14 protein-coding genes are annotated in these 18,063 nt (G+C 75.8%); 8 read left to right on the top strand and 6 right to left on the bottom strand.

Features of this window, described 5'->3' with window-relative positions:
- Window positions 1-17: 17 nt before the first annotated feature.
- Window positions 18-1,004, bottom strand: coding sequence for an asparaginase (locus CHC04_RS16380; RefSeq protein WP_089404990.1), 987 nt, complete (start codon window positions 1,002-1,004; stop codon window positions 18-20).
- A 109-nt stretch (window positions 1,005-1,113) separates the two neighbouring features.
- Window positions 1,114-3,693 (bottom strand): valine--tRNA ligase, encoded by a 2,580-nt coding sequence (gene valS / locus CHC04_RS16375; protein ID WP_089405054.1) that lies wholly within the window; start codon window positions 3,691-3,693, stop codon window positions 1,114-1,116.
- Between the two features lie 42 nt (window positions 3,694-3,735).
- Between valS and CHC04_RS16370 the strand changes: the two genes are divergently transcribed.
- Both CHC04_RS16370 and CHC04_RS16365 read left to right on the top strand, forming a co-directional pair.
- Window positions 3,736-5,076: a bifunctional folylpolyglutamate synthase/dihydrofolate synthase gene (locus CHC04_RS16370; protein ID WP_089404989.1), complete on the top strand. Its 1,341-nt coding sequence runs from the start codon at window positions 3,736-3,738 to the stop codon at window positions 5,074-5,076.
- On the top strand, window positions 5,073-5,453 hold the full coding sequence (locus CHC04_RS16365) for a DUF4233 domain-containing protein (protein ID WP_089404988.1): 381 nt from the start codon (window positions 5,073-5,075) through the stop codon (window positions 5,451-5,453). Before CHC04_RS16370 ends, CHC04_RS16365 begins: the two co-directional genes overlap by 4 nt.
- Here the strand turns inward: CHC04_RS16365 and CHC04_RS16360 are convergent, their stop codons facing one another.
- Window positions 5,454-5,990, bottom strand: coding sequence for a Clp protease N-terminal domain-containing protein (locus CHC04_RS16360; RefSeq protein ID WP_089404987.1), 537 nt, complete (start codon window positions 5,988-5,990; stop codon window positions 5,454-5,456).
- A 1-nt stretch (window position 5,991) separates the two neighbouring features.
- Complete coding sequence (locus CHC04_RS16355; protein ID WP_176450041.1) at window positions 5,992-6,231, bottom strand: helix-turn-helix domain-containing protein; 240 nt, start codon at window positions 6,229-6,231, stop codon at window positions 5,992-5,994.
- 74 nt (window positions 6,232-6,305) lie between these two features.
- Here CHC04_RS16355 and ndk point away from each other — a divergent pair, with 74 nt between their 5' ends.
- The gene (ndk, locus tag CHC04_RS16350; RefSeq protein WP_089404985.1) at window positions 6,306-6,716 is read left to right on the top strand and encodes a nucleoside-diphosphate kinase; all 411 of its coding nucleotides are present in this window, start codon (window positions 6,306-6,308) and stop codon (window positions 6,714-6,716) included.
- Here ndk and CHC04_RS16345 read toward each other — a convergent pair.
- The gene (locus CHC04_RS16345) at window positions 6,713-7,396 is read right to left on the bottom strand and encodes a TetR/AcrR family transcriptional regulator (protein WP_176450040.1); all 684 of its coding nucleotides are present in this window, start codon (window positions 7,394-7,396) and stop codon (window positions 6,713-6,715) included. The genes ndk and CHC04_RS16345 overlap by 4 nt on opposite strands.
- A 73-nt stretch (window positions 7,397-7,469) precedes the next feature.
- On the opposite strand from CHC04_RS16345, the gene CHC04_RS16340 reads away from it, so the two are divergent.
- Together CHC04_RS16340 and CHC04_RS16335 are read left to right on the top strand one after the other, a co-directional pair.
- On the top strand, window positions 7,470-8,438 hold the full coding sequence (locus tag CHC04_RS16340) for an ABC transporter ATP-binding protein (protein ID WP_089404983.1): 969 nt from the start codon (window positions 7,470-7,472) through the stop codon (window positions 8,436-8,438).
- Window positions 8,419-9,156: an ABC transporter permease gene (locus tag CHC04_RS16335; protein WP_089404982.1), complete on the top strand. Its 738-nt coding sequence runs from the start codon at window positions 8,419-8,421 to the stop codon at window positions 9,154-9,156. Before CHC04_RS16340 ends, CHC04_RS16335 begins: the two co-directional genes overlap by 20 nt.
- 31 nt (window positions 9,157-9,187) lie before the next feature.
- Here the strand turns inward: CHC04_RS16335 and CHC04_RS16330 are convergent, their stop codons facing one another.
- Window positions 9,188-11,539 (bottom strand): putative bifunctional diguanylate cyclase/phosphodiesterase, encoded by a 2,352-nt coding sequence (locus CHC04_RS16330; RefSeq protein ID WP_089404981.1) that lies wholly within the window; start codon window positions 11,537-11,539, stop codon window positions 9,188-9,190.
- Window positions 11,540-11,655: 116 nt separating this feature from the next.
- Here CHC04_RS16330 and CHC04_RS16325 point away from each other — a divergent pair, with 116 nt between their 5' ends.
- The 3 genes from CHC04_RS16325 to CHC04_RS16315 all read left to right on the top strand — a co-directional run bounded on the left by CHC04_RS16325 (window position 11,656) and on the right by CHC04_RS16315 (window position 17,818).
- On the top strand, window positions 11,656-13,584 hold the full coding sequence (locus CHC04_RS16325; RefSeq protein WP_089404980.1) for a TIGR03960 family B12-binding radical SAM protein: 1,929 nt from the start codon (window positions 11,656-11,658) through the stop codon (window positions 13,582-13,584).
- 14 nt (window positions 13,585-13,598) lie between these two features.
- The gene (locus tag CHC04_RS16320) at window positions 13,599-14,366 is read left to right on the top strand and encodes a TIGR03936 family radical SAM-associated protein (protein ID WP_089404979.1); all 768 of its coding nucleotides are present in this window, start codon (window positions 13,599-13,601) and stop codon (window positions 14,364-14,366) included.
- Between the two features lie 299 nt (window positions 14,367-14,665).
- Window positions 14,666-17,818, top strand: coding sequence for an Rne/Rng family ribonuclease (locus CHC04_RS16315; RefSeq protein WP_089404978.1), 3,153 nt, complete (start codon window positions 14,666-14,668; stop codon window positions 17,816-17,818).
- Window positions 17,819-18,063 lie beyond the last annotated feature (245 nt).

Here is an 18,063-nt window from a genome sequence, read left to right as displayed (position 1 = left end):
GGACCGGCCGACGGGCGTCAGCCGGTGACTCGGGCGGCGAACCCGGCCCGCACGGTGTCCGGGTCGCGGTGGACGCCCAGCAGGGCGGCGAGCAGGACGCGGGCCTGCGACGGGCGCAGCAGCCCGCTGGGGACGGCGCCGGCGGCCAGCAGGTCCGCGCCGCCGCCGTTGCCGTACAGCGCGGCGACCCGCCCGGCCGGCACCCGGGTGGAGGTGACGACCACGACCCCCGCCGCGACCAACTCCCCGACCGCCGCGACGACCGCCGGGTTGGCGTTGCCGGCGCCGGTGGCCTCCAGCACGATCCCGCGGGCCCCCGCGTCGGCGAACGCCCGCAGCGCGACGGCGTCCGCGTCGGGGTGGCAGGCGAGGACGTCGACCCGCACGCCGGCCGGGTCGAAGGCGGCGAGGTCGAGGGCCGGACCGCGGACCGGCCGGCTCTCGATCCCGATCCGGCCGGTGGAGACCCACCCGAGCGGGCCGGTGTCGGGCGCGGTGAAGGTGTCGGCGGCCAGCGTGTGGCCCTTGCGGATCCCGCGCGCGGCGAAGACCCGCCCGCCGAAGGCGACGAGCACGCCGAGGCCGCGGGCCCCCTCGCTCGCCGCGACCGTGACCGCCTCGGTGAGGTTGCGCGGGCCGTCGCTGTCGGGCGCGTCGGCGGGGCGCTGCGCCCCCGTCACCACGACCGGGCGGGGGTCGGCGTGGAAGAGGTCGAGGAGGTACGCGGTCTCCTCGATGGTGTCCGTGCCGTGGGTGACCACCAGCCCGGCCACGTCGGGGTCGCGCAGCACCTCCGCGGCCCGGACGGCGAGGGTGTGCACCCGCTGGAGGGTCATCAGGTAGCTGCCGACCCGCAGCACGTCCTCGACGCGGACCTCGACGCCGGGCGGCAGGTCGAGCCGGGACACCAGGTCCGCGCCGCCGTCCCGGGCCGTGCCGACCCCGCGGGCGTCGGCGCGGGTGGCGATCGTGCCGCCGGTCGCCAGCACGGTCACCAGTGGCACGGCCCGTCCCCCTCCCGGCGGGCGGCCCGCCCGGGACCGCCGACGTCTGCGTCGAACGATCCCGCACCGGCGGCTCGCCGGCCCCTCGGGGCGGGCAGCTGCCCGGGGCTCAGCCCTCCGCGGGCGGCGCCAGGACGACGTCGACCGACAGCGGGCCCTCGCCGGCGACGACGGTCAGCGCGGCGATCCGCCCGGCGTCGACGAGGTCGCCGCGGCCGGCCTCGACCAGCGCGACGTCCGGCGTGGTGACGGTCGCGGACTCGACGTCGGCGCGCATCGACACCTTGGCGTCGGACTTGGCCTTGCGGACACCGGCCAGCGCGGCGGCCACCGCCGGCAGCACCTCCGGGTCGCCCCCGGCCGGCAGCTCGGCGGCGGCCGGCCAGGCCGCGCGGTGCACCGAGCCGCCCTGCCACCAGGACCAGACCTCCTCGGTGACGAACGGCAGCACCGGCGCGAACAGCCGCAGCTGCACCGACAGCGCCAGCGCCAGCGTGGCCTGCGCCGACTCCGCCGCCGCACCCGTGCCGTACGCGCGGGACTTGACCAGCTCCACGTAGTCGTCGCAGAACGACCAGAAGAAGCTCTCGGTGACCTCGAGCGCGCGGGTGTAGTTGTAGGCCTCCATCGCCGCGGTGGCCTCCTCGACGACGTCGGCGAGCCGGCGCAGCAGCCCGAGGTCGATCGGCTCGGTGACCTGCTCGCCGGTCGCCCCGGACGACACCCCGAGCCCCAGCACGAACTTGCCGACGTTGAGGATCTTCATGGCCAGCCGGCGGCCGACCTTCATCTGCGCCTCGTCGAACGGCGAGTCCGCGCCCGGCCGGGCGCCTGCGGCGCGCCAGCGCACCGCGTCGGTGCCGTAGCGCTCGAGCACGTCGATCGGGGTGACGACGTTGCCCTTGGACTTCGACATCTTCTTGCGGTCGGGGTCGACGACGAACCCGGAGATCGTCGCGTGCGACCACGGCACCGTGCCGAACTCGAAGTGCGAGCGCACGACGGTGGAGAACAGCCAGGTCCGGATGATGTCGTGCGCCTGCGGCCGCTGGTCCATCGGGAAGACGTGCGTGAACAGCTCGGGGTCGGTGTCCCAGCCCGAGGCCACCTGCGGCGACAGCGAGGACGTCGCCCAGGTGTCCATGACGTCGGGGTCGGCGGCGAACCCGCCGGGCACGCCGCGCTGCGACTCGTCGAACCCGGGCGGCACGTCGGAGGAGGGGTCGACCGGCAGCGACTCCTCGGGCGCCAGCAGCGGCTCGTCGTACACCGGCTCACCGGCGTCGTCGAGCCGGTACCAGACCGGGAACGGGACGCCGAAGAAGCGCTGCCGGCTGATCAGCCAGTCGCCGTTGAGGCCCTCGACCCAGTTCTCGTAGCGGTACCGCATGTGCTCGGGCACCCACTGGATCTCCCGGCCGCGGGCGATGAGGGCGTCGCGCAGGTCGGCGTCGCGGCCGCCGTTGCGGATGTACCACTGCCGCGTGGTGACGATCTCCAGCGGCCGCTCGCCCTTCTCGTAGAACTTGACCGGGTGGGTGATCGCCGTGGGCTCGCCGTGCAGGTCGCCGGACTCCCGCAGCAGCTCCACGATCCGCTGCTGCGCGCTGTAGGACGTCTTGCCGGCCAGTTCCGCGTAGACGTCGGCGGGCACCCCCTCGGGGGCGTCGGCGACGAAGCGGCCGTCCCAGCCGATCACCGCGCGGGTGGGCAGCTGCAGCTCCCGCCACCACGTGACGTCGTTGAGGTCGCCGAAGGTGCAGATCATCGCGATGCCCGAGCCCTTGTCCGGCTCGGCCAGGCGGTGGGCGACCACGGGCACCTCGACGCCGAACAGCGGCGTGCGCACGGTGGACCCGAACAGCGCCTGGTACCGCTCGTCGTCGGGGTGGGCGACCAGCGCGACGCAGGCCGGCAGCAGTTCGGGGCGGGTGGTCTCGATGAACACCGGGCCGGCCGGGCCGGCGAAGGAGATCCGGTGGTAGGCGCCGGGCCGCTCGCGGTCCTCGAGCTCGGCCTGCGCGACGGCGGTGCGGAAGGTGACGTCCCAGAGCGTGGGCGCCTCCTGGGCGTAGGCCTCGCCGCGGGCCAGGTTGCGCAGGAACATCCGCTGCGCGGTGGCGCGGGAGGTCTCCGAGATCGTCCGGTAGACGTTCGACCAGTCCACCGACAGCCCGACGCGGCGCCACAGCTGCTCGAAGGCGCGCTCGTCCTCCTCGGTCAGCTGCATGCACAGCTCGACGAAGTTGCGCCGGCTGACCGGCACCTGGTCCTTGCCCGGCTTCGCCGGCGGCTCGAAGGACCCGTCGTAGGGGAGGGAGGGGTCGCAGCGGACGCCGTAGTAGTTCTGCACCCGGCGCTCGGTGGGCAGGCCGTTGTCGTCCCAGCCCATCGGGTAGTAGACGTGCCGGCCGCGCATCCGCTGGTAGCGGGCCACAAAGTCGGTGTGGGTGTAGCTGAACACGTGCCCCACGTGCAGCGACCCGCTCGCCGTGGGCGGCGGGGTGTCGATCGACCACGTCCGCTCCCGGGGCGCCGACAGCGCCGCCGCGCGGTCGAAGGCGTAGGTGTCGGCCTCCGCCCAGCGGGCGGCCCACTTCTCCTCGAGACCGTCGATCGTGGGCTTGTCGGGTACGCCCGCGCCGGCTCCCGGAGCGGTGCTGACCGGGGTGCGGGTGTCGGCGACCATGACCTCCATCCTAGGAACTGCGCGGCTGGCATCCTGGGGAGGATGAGCAGCGACCTGACCCGCGTGGAGGAGGAGCTGCTGGCGCGCTGGCCGGAGACCCGGCTGGAGCCCTCGCTCGCCCGCATCGCCGCCCTCGTCGACCTGCTCGGCGACCCGCACCGGGCCTACCCGGTGGTCCAGGTCGCCGGCACCAACGGCAAGACGACGACGGCGCGGATGGTCGACGAGCTGCTGCGCGGGTTCGGCCTGCGGGTGGGCCGGTTCACCAGCCCGCACCTGCAGTCGGTGCGCGAGCGGATCGTGCTCGACGGCGAGCCGGTCAGCGAGGAGCGGTTCGTCGAGACCTACGACGACGTCGCGCCCTACGTGCGGCTGGTCGACGCCGCCGGCGAGCACCCGATGAGCTTCTTCGAGGTGATGGTCGGCATGGCGTACGCCCTGTTCGCCGAGGCCCCGGTCGACGTCGCCGTCGTCGAGGTGGGCATGGGCGGCACGTGGGACGCCACCAACGTCGTCGACGCCCGGGTCGCCGTCGTCACGCCGGTGGCCCTCGACCACGCCGAGTTCCTCGGGCCCGACGTCGGCACGATCGCCGGCGAGAAGGCGGGGATCGTCAAGCCCGACTCCATCGCCGTCCTGGCCCGCCAGCAGCCGGCCGCCCTCGACGCGCTGGTGCGCCGCGCGGTCGAGGTCGAGGCGGTCGTCGCCCGCGAGGGCACCGAGTTCGGCGTGCTGGAGCGCAAGGTCGCCGTCGGCGGGCAGCAGCTGCGGCTGCAGGGCCTGGGCGGGGAGTACGCCGAGGTGTTCCTGCCGCTGTTCGGCGCGCACCAGGCGCAGAACGCCGTCACCGCGCTGGCCGCCGTCGAGGCGTTCCTCGGCGCGAGCGCGTCCACCGGGCCGGTCGACGTCGACACCGTGCGCGCGGCGTTCGCCGCGGTGCGCTCCCCGGGCCGGCTGGAGCGGGTGCGCACCAGCCCCACGGTGCTGGTCGACGCGGCGCACAACCCCGCCGGCATGGCCGCCACGGTGGAGGCGATCCGGGAGTCCTTCGACTTCACCCGGCTGGTCGGCGTCGTCGGCTGCGTGCGCGGCAAGGACGTCGAGGGGATGCTGCGCGAGCTGGAGACCGTCTGCGCCGAGCTGGTGGTCACCCAGAACGCCTCGCCGCGCGCGATGCCGGCCGACGAGCTCGGCGCGCTGGCCGTCGACGTGTTCGGCGCCGACCGGGTGAGCGTCTCCCCGCGGCTGGCCGAGGCGCTCACCGAGGCGATCGAGCTGGCCGAGGCCGGGCCGGACGACGCGCTGGGCGGCTCGGGCGTGCTGGTCACCGGCAGCGTGGTCACCGCGGGGGAGGCCCGCACCGTGCTCGGCGGCAGGCCGTGACGGCGCCCGACCCGGTCCGCGCGGCCCGGGCGCTGCGCGGCGCGGCCGCGGCGGTGCTGCTGCTCGAGGGCATCGCGGTGCTGTTCGTGCCGCGCGCCATCGCCCAGACCGCGGCCGGCCTCGGCGGCGTGCGGCTGACGGTGCTGCTCGTGCTGGCCCTCGTCCTGGTGCTGGCCGGCGGCATCCAGCGGCGGCCGCGCGGCCTGGAGGTCGGCACCGCGCTGCAGGTGCCGCTGCTGCTCACCGGCCTGATCGACGCCGCCATGTGGTTCGTCGGCGGCGTCTTCGTGCTCATCTGGCTCTACCTGCTGCAGATCCGCAAGGAGCTGCTCGGCTCGCCCTTCGGCGAGCCGGCAGCTCCCTCCGAGGAGCCCTAGCTAGGCCGCGTCGGCCTCTCCGGCCAGGCGGCGGTGCAGGTCGGCGACGTCGGCGCCCGCCCGGGCCAGCGCCGCGGCGACCGCGGGGTCGCCCACCGCGAGGACGCCGGCGAGCAGGTGGCGGCCGTCGATGACCCGGTCGCCGCGCCGGATCGCCGCGCGCAGCGCCTCCTTGAGCGCCTCCCTGCTGCCGGCGGCGAAGCGCAGGTGCCCCGACCGCCGGGTGCGCGAGCCGCGGTCGAGCGCGCCCGGGCCGAACGCGGCCTCCGCGGCGGCCCGCACCCGGTCGAGGTCGATGCCCAGCGCGGCCAGCGCCTCCGCGTCGAGCGGGCCGCTGCCCGCGCCGGGGGCCAGCCCCGCGCGGAGGCCAACCACGGAGGCGCCGGCGTCGTCGAGCAGCCGGCCGGCCGGGCCGGGGGCGGCGGCGAGGGCGACCAGCAGGTGCACCGGGTCCACGCTGTCCGCGCCGGCGCTGCGGGCCTCCTCCTGGGCCAGGACCACGACCGTGCGGGCCTCGGCGGCGAATCGTTCGAACACCTCAGGACTCCTCCCACGAGCGCCCGGAGGACCGGGCGTGCTTCTTGTGCACCGCCTGCCGCGTGACGCCGAGTGCGTCGGCGACCTGCTGCCACGACCAGCCGCGACGGCGGGCGGCCGCGACCTGCAGCACCTCCAGCCGGTCGGCGAGGTCGCGCAGCGCGCGGACCCCGCGCAGGCCCACCGCCGGGTCGTCGCTGGTGGCGGCGGTGAGTGTCTCGTCGGAGGTGCGGCCGGTCATGGCGTCAACTGTGGTTGACGAACGGCAGGCTGTCAATCCCGGTTGACACATCGGTCCCCGTAGGCTGCCGTCCCGTGACTGATCGCACCCTGGTCCTCGTCAAGCCCGACGGCGTCGCCCGCGGCCTGGTCGGAGAGGTCGTCTCGCGGCTGGAGGCCAAGGGCCTGCGCCTGGTCGCCGCCGAGCTGCGCACCCTCACCCGCGAGGTCGCCGAGGAGCACTACGGCGAGCACCGCGACAAGCCCTTCTTCGGCTCGCTGGTCGAGTTCATCACCGGCGGCCCGCTGCTGGCCCTCGTCGTCGAGGGGCCGCGCGCGGTGGAGGCGTTCCGCGCCCTGGCCGGTGCCACCGACCCGGTGAAGGCCGCGCCCGGCACCATCCGCGGCGACTTCGCCCTCGAGGTGCAGTCCAACATCGTCCACGGCTCGGACTCCGCCGAGTCCGCGGCCCGCGAGATCGGCCTGTTCTTCCCCGGTCTCTCCTAGGAGGGGCTCGACCCGGCCCCCGGTGCCGCGTCCGGCGGTCGACCGGGGTGCCGGGGGGCCGGCGGCGGCTGTCGGCCGTCCCGCCCGGGTGGGGCCTCGCCGCCGAGCAGGCCCACGGCGGTGCCGTAGAGCGACGGGGACACGCGCTCCGGGTCCAGGAGCGCCTGCAGCGCGATGCCGATGTCCAGGGCGGTGTGGACGGCGGCCATCTCGTACCCGGGCAGCGCGGGCCGCCCACCGCCCTGCGCCGCGAGGTCGTCGAGGAAGGCGGCGAGCTGCGTGCGCAGCTCGTGCTCGAGGTCGGCCAGCACGGTCCGGACCGGAGGGTGGCGCATCGCGTAGAGCCAGAACTCCACGACCAGCATCGCCCAGCCGGCCCCGCGCCGGGCCTCTGCCTGGTACTCGCGGCCGGCCTCGGCGTAGAAGTCCGCCGGCCCCGAACGGGCCAGCTGCTCGCGGACCTCGCTCATGCTCGCCTCGAGGCGTCGCCGCATGAGGGCCACGACCAGCGCCTCCTTGGAGGCGAAGTTCGAGTACACCGCGCCCTTCGTGAGGCCGGCCTCCGCCGCGACCTGGTCGACCGACGCACCGGCGAAGCCCCGGGCGGTGAACACCCGTTCGGCGGCCTCGAGGAGCCGCTCGCGGGTGTGCTCCTGCTGTTGCCGTCGGCTCGGTGGCACGGCGTTCCTCCCTCTTGACAGACCTCCGGATACCAGATGGTATGTCGATACCACTCGGTATCTGGAGGTCGACGTGATCGAGATCCGGGATCTGGTCAAGGTGTACCGCGGCCGACGCGGGACCGTGCGGGCCAACGACGGGATCACCCTCCACGTGGGGCCCGGCGAGGTCTTCGGGCTGCTCGGCCACAACGGAGCGGGCAAGACGACCCTGCTGTCCCAGGTGGTCGGCCTGCTGCGGCCGACCGGTGGCTCGATCCACCTGGACGGGTGCGACCTGGTCGCGCGGCCGGCCCTCGCCCGCAGCCTGTGCTCGCTGCAGCAGCAGGCGCAGGTCCCCATGGTCGGCATCACCCCTCGCGCGGCGGTGGAGCTCACGGGACGCATCCGCGGTGGCGGCCGGCGCGAGGTGGTCCGTCGCGGCGCGGCACTGGCGGCGGCGCTGGACATCGAGCGCTGGTACGACACCCCCGGCGAGAAGCTCTCCGGCGGCGTGCTCCGCCTCGTCTCCTTCGCGATGGCGGCCGTCGAACCCGGGCGGGTGGTCATGCTCGACGAGCCGTCCAACGACGTCGACCCCGTCCGCCGCCGGTTGCTCTGGCAGGAGGTGCGCCGGCTGGCCGACGAGGGCACCGCCGTCCTGCTGGTCACCCACGCCGTCGCGGAGGCGGAGCGGGTGGTGGACCGGCTGGCCGTGCTCGACCGCGGGCGGGTCGTGGCGGAGGCGACGCCCTCGGCGCTGAAGGGCGGCGCGGACGCGGACCTGCGGGTGGAGCTGGTGCTCCCACCCGGCCGGCCCGCACCCGTCCTGCCGCCCTGCGTCCACGACGCGCACCACAGCGGCCCGCGGCTGGTCGCCCGTGCGCCCGCCGACGCCGCGGACGCCGTCGGCCACTGGCTGGTCGGCCAGCAGCGGACCGGTGCCGTGGAGGAGTGGCACCTGGGTGCGCTGTCGCTGGAGGACGTCTACGTGCGCCTGGTCGGCGAGGACGCCGACCGCGCCGGATCGGAGGAGGTGCACCGTGCGGCACTGGTGCGTTAGCTACGGGCTGCTGCTGCGCTGGCAGGTGATCCGCCTGGCCGCCGTTCTCCCGGTGGTCCTCGTGGTGCAGGCGATGATGGCCGTGGGGATCGTGGTGGGCTTCGCCTTCCTGGTGCCCGCCCTCGACCCGCAGACCGCGCTGTACCTGTCCACCGGCGCCCCGACGGTCACCCTGCTCACCGTGGGGCTGGTGATCGTCCCCCAGATGGTGGCGCAGGCCAAGCTGGAGGGACGGTTCGACGTCGAGCGTGCGCTGCCGGTGCCGCGCCTGGCCCTCCTCGCGGCCGACCTGACCCTGTGGCTGCTCGCGGTGCTGCCGGGCGTGGCCCTGGGCCTGCTCACCGCCGTCCTCCGCTTCGACGTCGCCCTGCGTCCCGGCCCGCTCGTCGTCCCGGCCGTGCTGCTGGTCGCCGTCACCGCCACCGCCGTCGGCTACGCGCTGGCCCACCTGCTGCGCCCGGTGCTGGCCGTGCTCGCCTCCCAGGTGCTGGTCTTCTCCGTGCTGCTGTTCTCGCCGGTGAACTTCCCGGCCGAGCGGTTGCCGGACTGGCTGGCCGCCGTGCACGACGTGCTCCCCGTCCAGTACATGGCCCAGGCGGTGCGCGAGAGCCTGACCGCGCCGCTCGGCGGCGTCGCGTGGACGCCCTACGCCGTGCTGGCCGCCTGGTGCCTGGCCGGCCTGGCGGTCACCGGCGCGGCCATGGCGCGGCGCCGCTGAGCGCGCCGGGCCGGCGCCCCGCCCGCCGTCGTCAGGCGGCGCCGACGAGCGGCCGACCGGTGCGGACGAGGCACGCCACGTCCGCGGCCGGCGCCGGCGAGCCGAGGAGGTGGCCCTGCGCGGCGCCGCAGCCCAGGGCGCGCAGCGCGGCGAGCTGCCCGGGCTGCTCCACGCCCTCGGCGACGACCTCCAGGTCCAGGCTGTCGCCGAGGGCGACCACGGCGCGGGCCAGCGAGCCACCCGCCGCCCCCTCGGCCAGCAGCGCCACCGACGACGGGTCGATCTTCAGCCGGTCCAGCGGCAGCTCCCGCAGCCGGGCCAGCGACGACGAGCCGGTGCCGAAGTCGTCGATGGCCACGTGCACGCCCAGCGCCCGGACCTCCCGGATGCCGGCCGCGGCGTCGGGCCCGGCGGCCACCGCCTCGGGGACCTCGATCTCCAGCCGCCCGGGGTCGACCCCGGTGGCGCGCGCGGCGGCGGCCAGGGAGGCGGCGAGGTCACCGGTGGCCAGCCGGCGCGGCGAGACGTTGACCGCCATGCGCAGCTCCGGCAGGCCCGCCGCGTCCCAGGAGCGCAGCTGGGCGCAGGCCTCGCCGATCACCCAGTCGTCGATCGCGTCGACGATCCCGGTGGCCTCGGCGGCCGGGAGGAACCCGGACGGCTCCACCAGCCCGCGACCGGGCGACTGCCAGCGCACCAGCGCCTCGACGCCGGTGACCGCGCCGGTGCGCAGGTCGACCTGCGGCTGGTAGAGCAGCCTCAGCTCACCGCCGTCGACGGCCCGACGCAGGTCGCGCACCAGCTCGTCCTGCGCGGCGACCTCCTCCCGCATCCCGCGCTCGAAGACCCGCACCCGGTTCTTGCCGCCGGACTTGGCCACGTACATGGCCAGGTCGGCGTCGCGCAGCAGGTCGTCCATGCCGCGGCGGTCCCCGGCGTCGGTGAGCGTGACCCCCACGCTGCCGCCCACGGTGAACCGCTCGTCGCCCCAGGCCACCGGCTCCCGCAGTGCCCGCAGCAGCCGCTCGGCCACGGTCACCACGTCCCGGCGGCCCTCGACGTCCTCCATCAGGACGACGAACTCGTCACCACCGAGCCGGGCGACGGTGTCGGCCGGGCGCACGGAGGACTCCAGCCGCCGCGCGACGGCGGTCAGCACGGCGTCGCCGGCCTCGTGCCCGCAGACGTCGTTGACCGCCTTGAAGTCGTCGAGGTCGAGCAGCAGGACCGCGTGCCGGCGGACGCGGCGGTCGGCGAGGGCGTGCTCGAGGCGGTCCTGCATCAGCGCGCGGTTGGCCAGCCCGGTGAGCGGGTCGTGCAGCGCCATCCGGGCCAGCTCGCCGGCCTGCTGCTCGAGCTGGCGGGCGGTGGCGTGCGCCTGGGCCTCGCTGCGCTTGCGCCCGGTGATGTCGCGGACGATGGCGGCCACCCCCGTCGCGGTGCCGTCCTGCCCGCGGACGACCGAGAGGGTGACCAGCGCGTCGAACGGCGCCCCGTCGCGGCGCCGCTGCCGCCGCTCCATCGTCCCGGTGGGCATCGTGGTGAGGTCCGCGGGCAGCTCCTGACCGGTCCCGACCAGCGACACGTGCCGGCCGAGCACCTCGGCCGCCGGCCACCCGTAGAGCCGCTCGGCCCCGGGGTTCCAGGAGGTGATCCGGCCGTCGGGCGTGGCGGTGACCACCGCGTCGTCGGTGGACTGCACGACCGCGGCCAGGCCGGCGAGCTCGTCGCGCTGGGCGGCGAGCTCGGCGGTGCGCTCGGCGACCAGCGCCTCGACGTGCTCGCGCCGGTCGTCGAACCGCCGCCAGGCCACCAGGCACGCCCAGCTCTCCAGCAGCACGAACGCCGCGTGCAGGGCGGCCATGGGCAGCGGCGCGACGTCGTGCTCGAACACCGCGTGCGGCACCAGGGTGCCGAGCGCGAAGTGGTGGACGCCGACGAAGGCGATCGCGAGCAGGAACGGCGCCCGCGCGGCGTAGAGCGCGGCCAGCGGCAGCAGCGCGAAGAACAGGAAGTGCGCCTCGGTCGCCCCGCCGGACAGCTGCACGCCGACCGCGGCGGTGGTCATGAGCCCGAGGGCGGCGGCCGCGGCGCGGGCGTCGCGGCCCACCCCGGGCGCCCAGGCCAGCAGCGCCAGCAGCGCCGGGGGAGCGGTGTGCAGGGCCGCGGACACCAGGTCGTGGCCGCGCACCAGCGCGTAGGCCGGCACCGCCGCGACCAGGACGGCGAGCGTGCGCAGGACGAAGGCGTGGTGGGCCGACCACTGCTCGGGGGGCATCGTGCGGCCGCGGGGGAGGGAGAGCGCGACCGGGCCCCGCGGTCGGGTGCGGGGCGCGCCGCCGTCGTCCTGCAGCGTGCTCGTGCTCCCGGCCGGCTGCGTCATGCTCCCCCTCGTCGACGTCCCCCGTTGGTGACGATGAGTTTAGAAGCGATCACGCAGGGCTGCAGTTCGACGGAGGAGTCCGGCGCCCCGGGGCCGGCGTCTACCCTGGACCGGTCATGACCGGAGAGAGCCTCTACCCCCGTCTCGAGCCGCTGCTGGCCCAGGTGCAGAAGCCGATCCAGTACGTCGGCGGGGAGCTGAACGCGCAGGTCAAGGCGTGGGACGACGTCGCCGTCCACTGGGCGCTGATGTACCCCGACGCCTACGAGGTGGGGCTGCCCAACCAGGGCCTCATGATCCTCTACGAGGTGCTCAACGAGCGGCCCGACGCCCTGGCCGAGCGCACCTACGCCGTCTGGCCCGACCTCGCCGCGCTGATGCGCGCGCACGGTGTCGGCCAGTTCACCGTCGACGCCCACCGCGCCGTGCGCGACTTCGACGTCCTCGGGGTGAGCTTCGCCACCGAGCTCGGCTACACCAACCTGCTCGAGGCCCTCGACCTCGCCGGGATCCCGCTGCACGCGGTCGACCGCGACGAGACGCACCCGGTCGTGGTCGCCGGCGGGCACGCGGCGTTCAACCCCGAGCCGATCGCGGACTTCGTCGACTGCGCCGTCCTGGGCGACGGCGAGCAGGCCGTCGGCGACGTCACCGACGTCGTCAAGGCGTGGAAGGAGTCCGGCCGCCCCGGTGGCCGCGAGGAGCTCCTGGCCCGGCTGGCCCGCGTCGACGGCGTCTACGTGCCGCGCTTCCACGCCGTCTCCTACGGCCCCGACGGCGCCATCGCGGCGGTGACCCGCACCCGCGACGACGTGCCGGCCCGGGTCGGCAAGCGCACCGTCATGGACCTCGACGAGTGGCCCTACCCGAAGACGCCGCTGGTGCCGCTGGCCGAGAGCGTGCACGAGCGGATGAGCGTGGAGATCTTCCGCGGCTGCACCCGCGGCTGCCGGTTCTGCCAGGCCGGGATGATCACCCGGCCGGTCCGCGAGCGGACGATCACCGGCATCGGCTCGATGGTCGACCAGGGGCTGCGCGCCACCGGCTACGAGGAGGTCGGGCTGCTGTCGCTGTCCAGCGCCGACCACTCCGAGATCGCCCAGGTGGCCAAGGAGCTCGCCGACCGCTACGAGGGCACCAACACCGGGCTGTCGCTGCCCTCCACCCGCGTCGACGCCTTCAACGTCACCCTGGCCAACGAGCTCTCGCGCAACGGCCGGCGCTCGGGGCTGACGTTCGCGCCCGAGGGCGGCAGCGAGCGGATCCGCCGCGTGATCAACAAGACCGTGTCCAAGGAGGACCTGGTCCGCACCGTCACCACCGCCTACGCCAACGGCTGGCAGCAGGTGAAGCTCTACTTCATGTGCGGCCTGCCCACGGAGACCGACGAGGACGTGCTCGAGATCGCCGAGCTCGCCGTCGAGGTCATCCGCGCCGGCCGGGAGGCCAGCGGCCGCAAGGACATCCGCTGCACCGTCTCCATCGGCGGCTTCGTGCCCAAGCCGCACACCCCGTTCCAGTGGGCCGGGCAGGCGAGCGCCGAGACCATCGACCACCGGCTGCGGGTGCTGCGGCAGGCCATCAACGCCGACCGCCGCATCGGCCGCTCCATCGGGCTGCGCTACCACGACGGCAAGCCCGGCGTGATCGAGGGACTGCTCTCCCGCGGCGACCGCCGGGTGGGCCGGGTGATCGAGCGGGTCTGGCGCGAGGGCGGCCGGTTCGACGGCTGGAGCGAGCACTTCTCCTACGAGCGGTGGGTCGCCGCGGCCGCCGAGGAGCTCGCCCCGTTCGGCGTCGACCTCGACTGGTTCACCACCCGCGAGCGCACCCAGGACGAGGTCCTGCCCTGGGACCACCTCGACTCCGGGCTGGACAAGGAGTGGCTCTGGGACGACTGGCAGGAGGCGCTCTCGGAGGAGGAGGTCGCCGACTGCCGGTGGACCCCCTGCTACGACTGCGGCGTCTGCCCCACCATGGGCACCGAGATCCAGATCGGCCCCACCGGGCGCAGCCTGCTGCCGCTCACCGTCGTGGGCCACTGAGATGGGCCGCTGAGGTGGCCCGCTCCCCGGAGGGCCCGCCCCCGCCGCCGACCGTGCAGAAGCTGCGGCTGCGCTACGCCAAGCGCGGCCCGCTGCGCTTCGCCTCCCACCGCGACCTCGCCCGCGCGCTGGAGCGGGCGCTGCGCCGGTCGCGGGTGCCGATGGCCTACTCGGCCGGCTTCACCCCGCACCCGAAGATCAGCTACGTGGGCGCGGCCCCCACCGGGGCGGCCAGCGAGGCGGAGTACCTGGAGATCGGCCTGGCGCAGCGGCGCGACCCCGAGGAGGTCCGGGCGGCGCTGGACGCCTCGCTGCCGCCGGGCATCGACGTGCTCGAGTGCGTCGAGGCGGCCGAGGGCGGCGGGTCGCTCGCCGACCGGATCGACGCCGCCCGGTGGAGCATCGAGCTGCCCGGCATCGAGCCCGCCGAGCTGTCGGCGGCGCTCGCCACCTTCCTCGCCCGCGACGAGGTCACCGTGGCCAAGCGCACCAAGAACGGCCTGCGCGACGTCGATGCGCGGGGCCCCGTGGCCTCGGCGACCGCGGGCGGCGCGGCGGGACGTGCCATACTGCACGTGGTCGTCCGGCAGGTGACGCCCGCCGTTCGACCCGACGACGTGGTGGCCGCTCTCGCTGCCGTCGCCGACCTGCGCCCGCCGTCGCCCCCCCGGGCCGTGCGTGAGGCGCAGGGCCGGCTCGACGACAGCGGGACCGTGGCCGATCCGCTCGGTCCCGACCGAGCGGCGCGCACCCGCTGCCAGGGGGAGCACGCCGCGGTCTGACCGGCGAGCCCGGGCGCCACCGCGACGTCGAGCGGCACGGCTGCCAGACGTGACGCGCCCGCCCGGCACCACCGAGACCACCGCAGCACCCCAGACCACCGCACCACCTGCAGTCCCGCACCACCTGCAGACCGGCTCCGGACACGGCCACCGCCGACCGGGACCGACCACAGACTTCGCAGGCCGGACGCGCCGCCGCACCCGGAGCGGCCGCCCGGCCCGCCCAACCCGTGCTCCTGCGCGGCCGCCTGTCCCGAGGGGACCGGCGCCCGGGAGCACCACACAGGAGGCGAGCCCTCGTGGCCGACCAGGACAACGACACCAGCAGCGACACGACCACGCCGGACAGCACTCCCGCCGGCACCCCGGGCGGTGACGCTCCCGCCGTCGCGGAGGTGCTCACCGGGGAGGCGGCGACGGGGGAGACCCCCGAGGAGGAGCCGGCCGAGACGGCCGCCGCCGAGCCGGGGGCGCAGGCCGGCACCGAGCCCCAGGAGGAGCCGGAGGAGCCCGAGGACGAGCCGGTCGGCTCGCCCTTCGGCGCGCAGTTCAGCTCCCCGGAGCCGACGGCGGTCATCGCCCGGCCCCGCCGCCGGGCCACGCGCCCCGCCGGATCGGCCGACCCCGTGGCGGCTCCGCCCTCGCCGCCGGTCGCGCCGGCGATCCCGGCCTTCGTCAGCTTCGTGGCGCCGTTGGAGGCCGAGGCCCCGCCGGCGCCCCGCCGTCGCAGCCGCCGGCCGCTGCCGGAGTCGCCCGACGTCGAGGACGTCGCCGACGCCGCCGCACCCGCTGAGGACGACGAGGCCCCCGCGCCGCGCTCGCGCCGGAGCCGGTCGCGCCGCCGCGGCGCCACGGCCGAGGCCGACGACCGGACCGCCGTCGAGGCGGTCGAGGACGCCGACGAGGACACCGACGAGGACGCGGGCGACACCGACCGCGACGAGTCCGACCGCGACGAGTCCGACCGTGACGACGTCGACCGCGACGAGTCCGGTGGCAGCCGGCGCCGCCGCCGCGGCCGCCGGGGCCGGGGCCGGGGGCGCAGCGGCGACGAGTCCGCCGACGCCGAGGACGAGACCGGCGAGCCCGCCGCCGACGAGCGGGCCGCGGGCGACGGCGCCTCCGACGAGGAGGACGCCGACGAGGAGGACGCCGAGACCGAGGACGCCGAGACCGAGGACGCCGAGGCCGACGACGCCGAGGGCGGGTCGACCACCCGCCGCCGTCGCCGCCGCCGTCGCCGGGGTGGGGACGCCGCCGCGGAGTCCGGCACCGAGGACGACGACGACCGCCCCGAGCGGGCCGGCCGCAACGGCCGGGTCACCAGCGACGACGACGTCCGCGGCGTCACCGGCTCCACCCGGCTGGAGGCCAAGCGCCAGCGCCGCCGGGAGGGCCGCGACACCGGGCGCCGCCGCGCGCCGATCCTCACCGAGGCCGAGTTCCTCGCCCGCCGCGAGGCGGTGGAGCGCCGGATGGTCATCCGCCAGCGCGGCGAGCGCACGCAGATCGCCGTCCTCGAGGACGGCGTGCTCGTCGAGCACTACGTCACGCAGGCGCAGGCGACGTCGTTCGCCGGCAACGTCTACCTCGGCCGGGTGCAGAACGTGCTGCCCAGCATGGAGGCGGCGTTCATCGACATCGGCAAGGGCCGCAACGCCGTCCTGTACGCCGGCGAGGTCAACTGGGAGGCCGCCGGCCTCACCGGCAAGCAGCGCTCGATCGAGCAGGCGCTCAAGTCCGGCGACAAGGTGCTCGTCCAGGTCACCAAGGACCCGATCGGCCACAAGGGCGCCCGGCTCACCCAGCAGGTGAACCTGCCCGGCCGCTTCCTGGTCTACGTGCCCGGCGGCTCGATGACCGGCATCAGCCGCAAGCTGCCCGACACCGAGCGGCAGCGGCTCAAGGACGTCCTGCGCACGATCGTCCCCGAGGACGCCGGTGTGATCATCCGGACCGCCGCGGAGGGCGCCTCGGAGGAGGAGCTCACCCGCGACGTCGCCCGGCTCAAGGCCCAGTGGGAGGTCATCCAGACCAAGGCGTCCTCGTCGAGCAACGCGCCCGCGCTGCTCTACGGCGAGCCCGACCTCGCCATCCGGGTCATCCGCGACGTCTTCAACGAGGACTTCACCGAGCTCGTCGTCCAGGGCGACGACGCCTGGGACACCGTCGAGGCCTACGTCGCGCACGTCTCCCCGGAGCTGTCCGGCCGGCTGACCCGCCACACCGGCGAGGGCGACGTCTTCCGCGACCTGCGCGTCGACGAGCAGCTGGCCAAGGCGCTCGACCGCAAGGTGTGGCTGCCCTCGGGCGGCTCGCTGGTCATCGACCGCACCGAGGCGATGACCGTCGTCGACGTCAACACCGGCAAGTTCACCGGCTCCGGCGGCAACCTCGAGCAGACCGTCACGCGCAACAACATGGAGGCGGCCGAGGAGATCGTCCGCCAGCTCCGGCTGCGCGACATCGGCGGCATCATCGTCATCGACTTCATCGACATGGTGCTCGAGAGCAACCGCGACCTGGTTCTGCGCCGGCTCACCGAGTGCCTGGGCCGCGACCGCACCAAGCACCAGGTGGCCGAGGTGACCTCGCTGGGCCTGGTGCAGATGACCCGCAAGCGGGTCGGCCAGGGCCTGCTCGAGGTGTTCTCCGAGCCGTGCGAGCACTGCCGCGGCCGGGGCGTCCTCGTGCACACCGACCCGGTGGACGAGAAGCGCCGCAGCGGCTCCGGGAGCGGCTCCGGCGGGAACGGCTCCGGCAGCAACGGCGGCCGGCGCGAGCCGGCCCGCCGGGACGAGCGCAAGGACACCGATCGCAAGGACACCGAGCGCAAGGAGGCCGAGCGCAAGGAGGCCGAGCGCGAGCCCGCGGAGGTCGTCGCGACCGGGCAGCCCGGCCCGGACGGCGACGCCGGGGACGGACAGCGTCCCGGTGGCCGGCGCAACCGCGGCCGGCGCAACCGCGGGCAGTCGGGGGAGGAGCGGGCCGCGGAGGACGCCGCCGTGCTCACCGCCGCGACCGCTCCCGAGGACGTTCCCGCTCCCGAGGACGTCCCGGCTGCCGGGTCCGCCCTGACCGACGGCGCCCCCGAGGTCGAGGTGACGGTGCAGATCGGCGCCGAGGTGCCCGGCGCGGAGGTTCCCGAGTCGGCTCCCGAGCCGTCTCCCGAGCCGGTGGCGACGCCGGACGCCGGCGACGACGAGGCGGCGCTGCCGCCCGGCGCGGGCATCGACGACCCCGGCCCGATGGACGACGACCCCGCCGACGCGCCCGCTGCCGAGGCAGCCCCCGCCGAGACGACGCCCCCCGCCGAGACGGCGCCCCCCGCCGAGACGACCGCCCCGGCCGGTGCCGGGGCGACCGGGGACGGGGCGGCCACGGTCGCCGGCGGCACGCGCCCGCGGCGCCGTCGCGCGGCCAGCCGCCCGGCCGGTCCGCCGGCGTCCTGACCTCCGGGCGGCCGGGACCGCGTTCGTGGCAGGACCCCACCGCCCCTCACCGCTCGCACGCTCGCGGTGGGACCCTGCGGCGGGGCCGCGTTCGACCCGGTCCCGGCCGCTCGGGTACGCTGGTCGGGTTGCACCGCCCCGACCCGGCTCCGCGCCAGGGGTCGAGGAGGCGGTGCGGCCCGTCCGGCACCCGGCTCCCGCGCCGGGGTGCGTCCAGGACGCGTCGCGGGACCGACAGCAGCGAT

Source organism: Geodermatophilus saharensis, assembly GCF_900188205.1.
GTDB lineage: Bacteria > Actinomycetota > Actinomycetes > Mycobacteriales > Geodermatophilaceae > Geodermatophilus > Geodermatophilus saharensis.
Note: the sequence above shows the minus strand (reverse complement) of the source record. Positions and strands in the feature narration are given on the sequence as shown.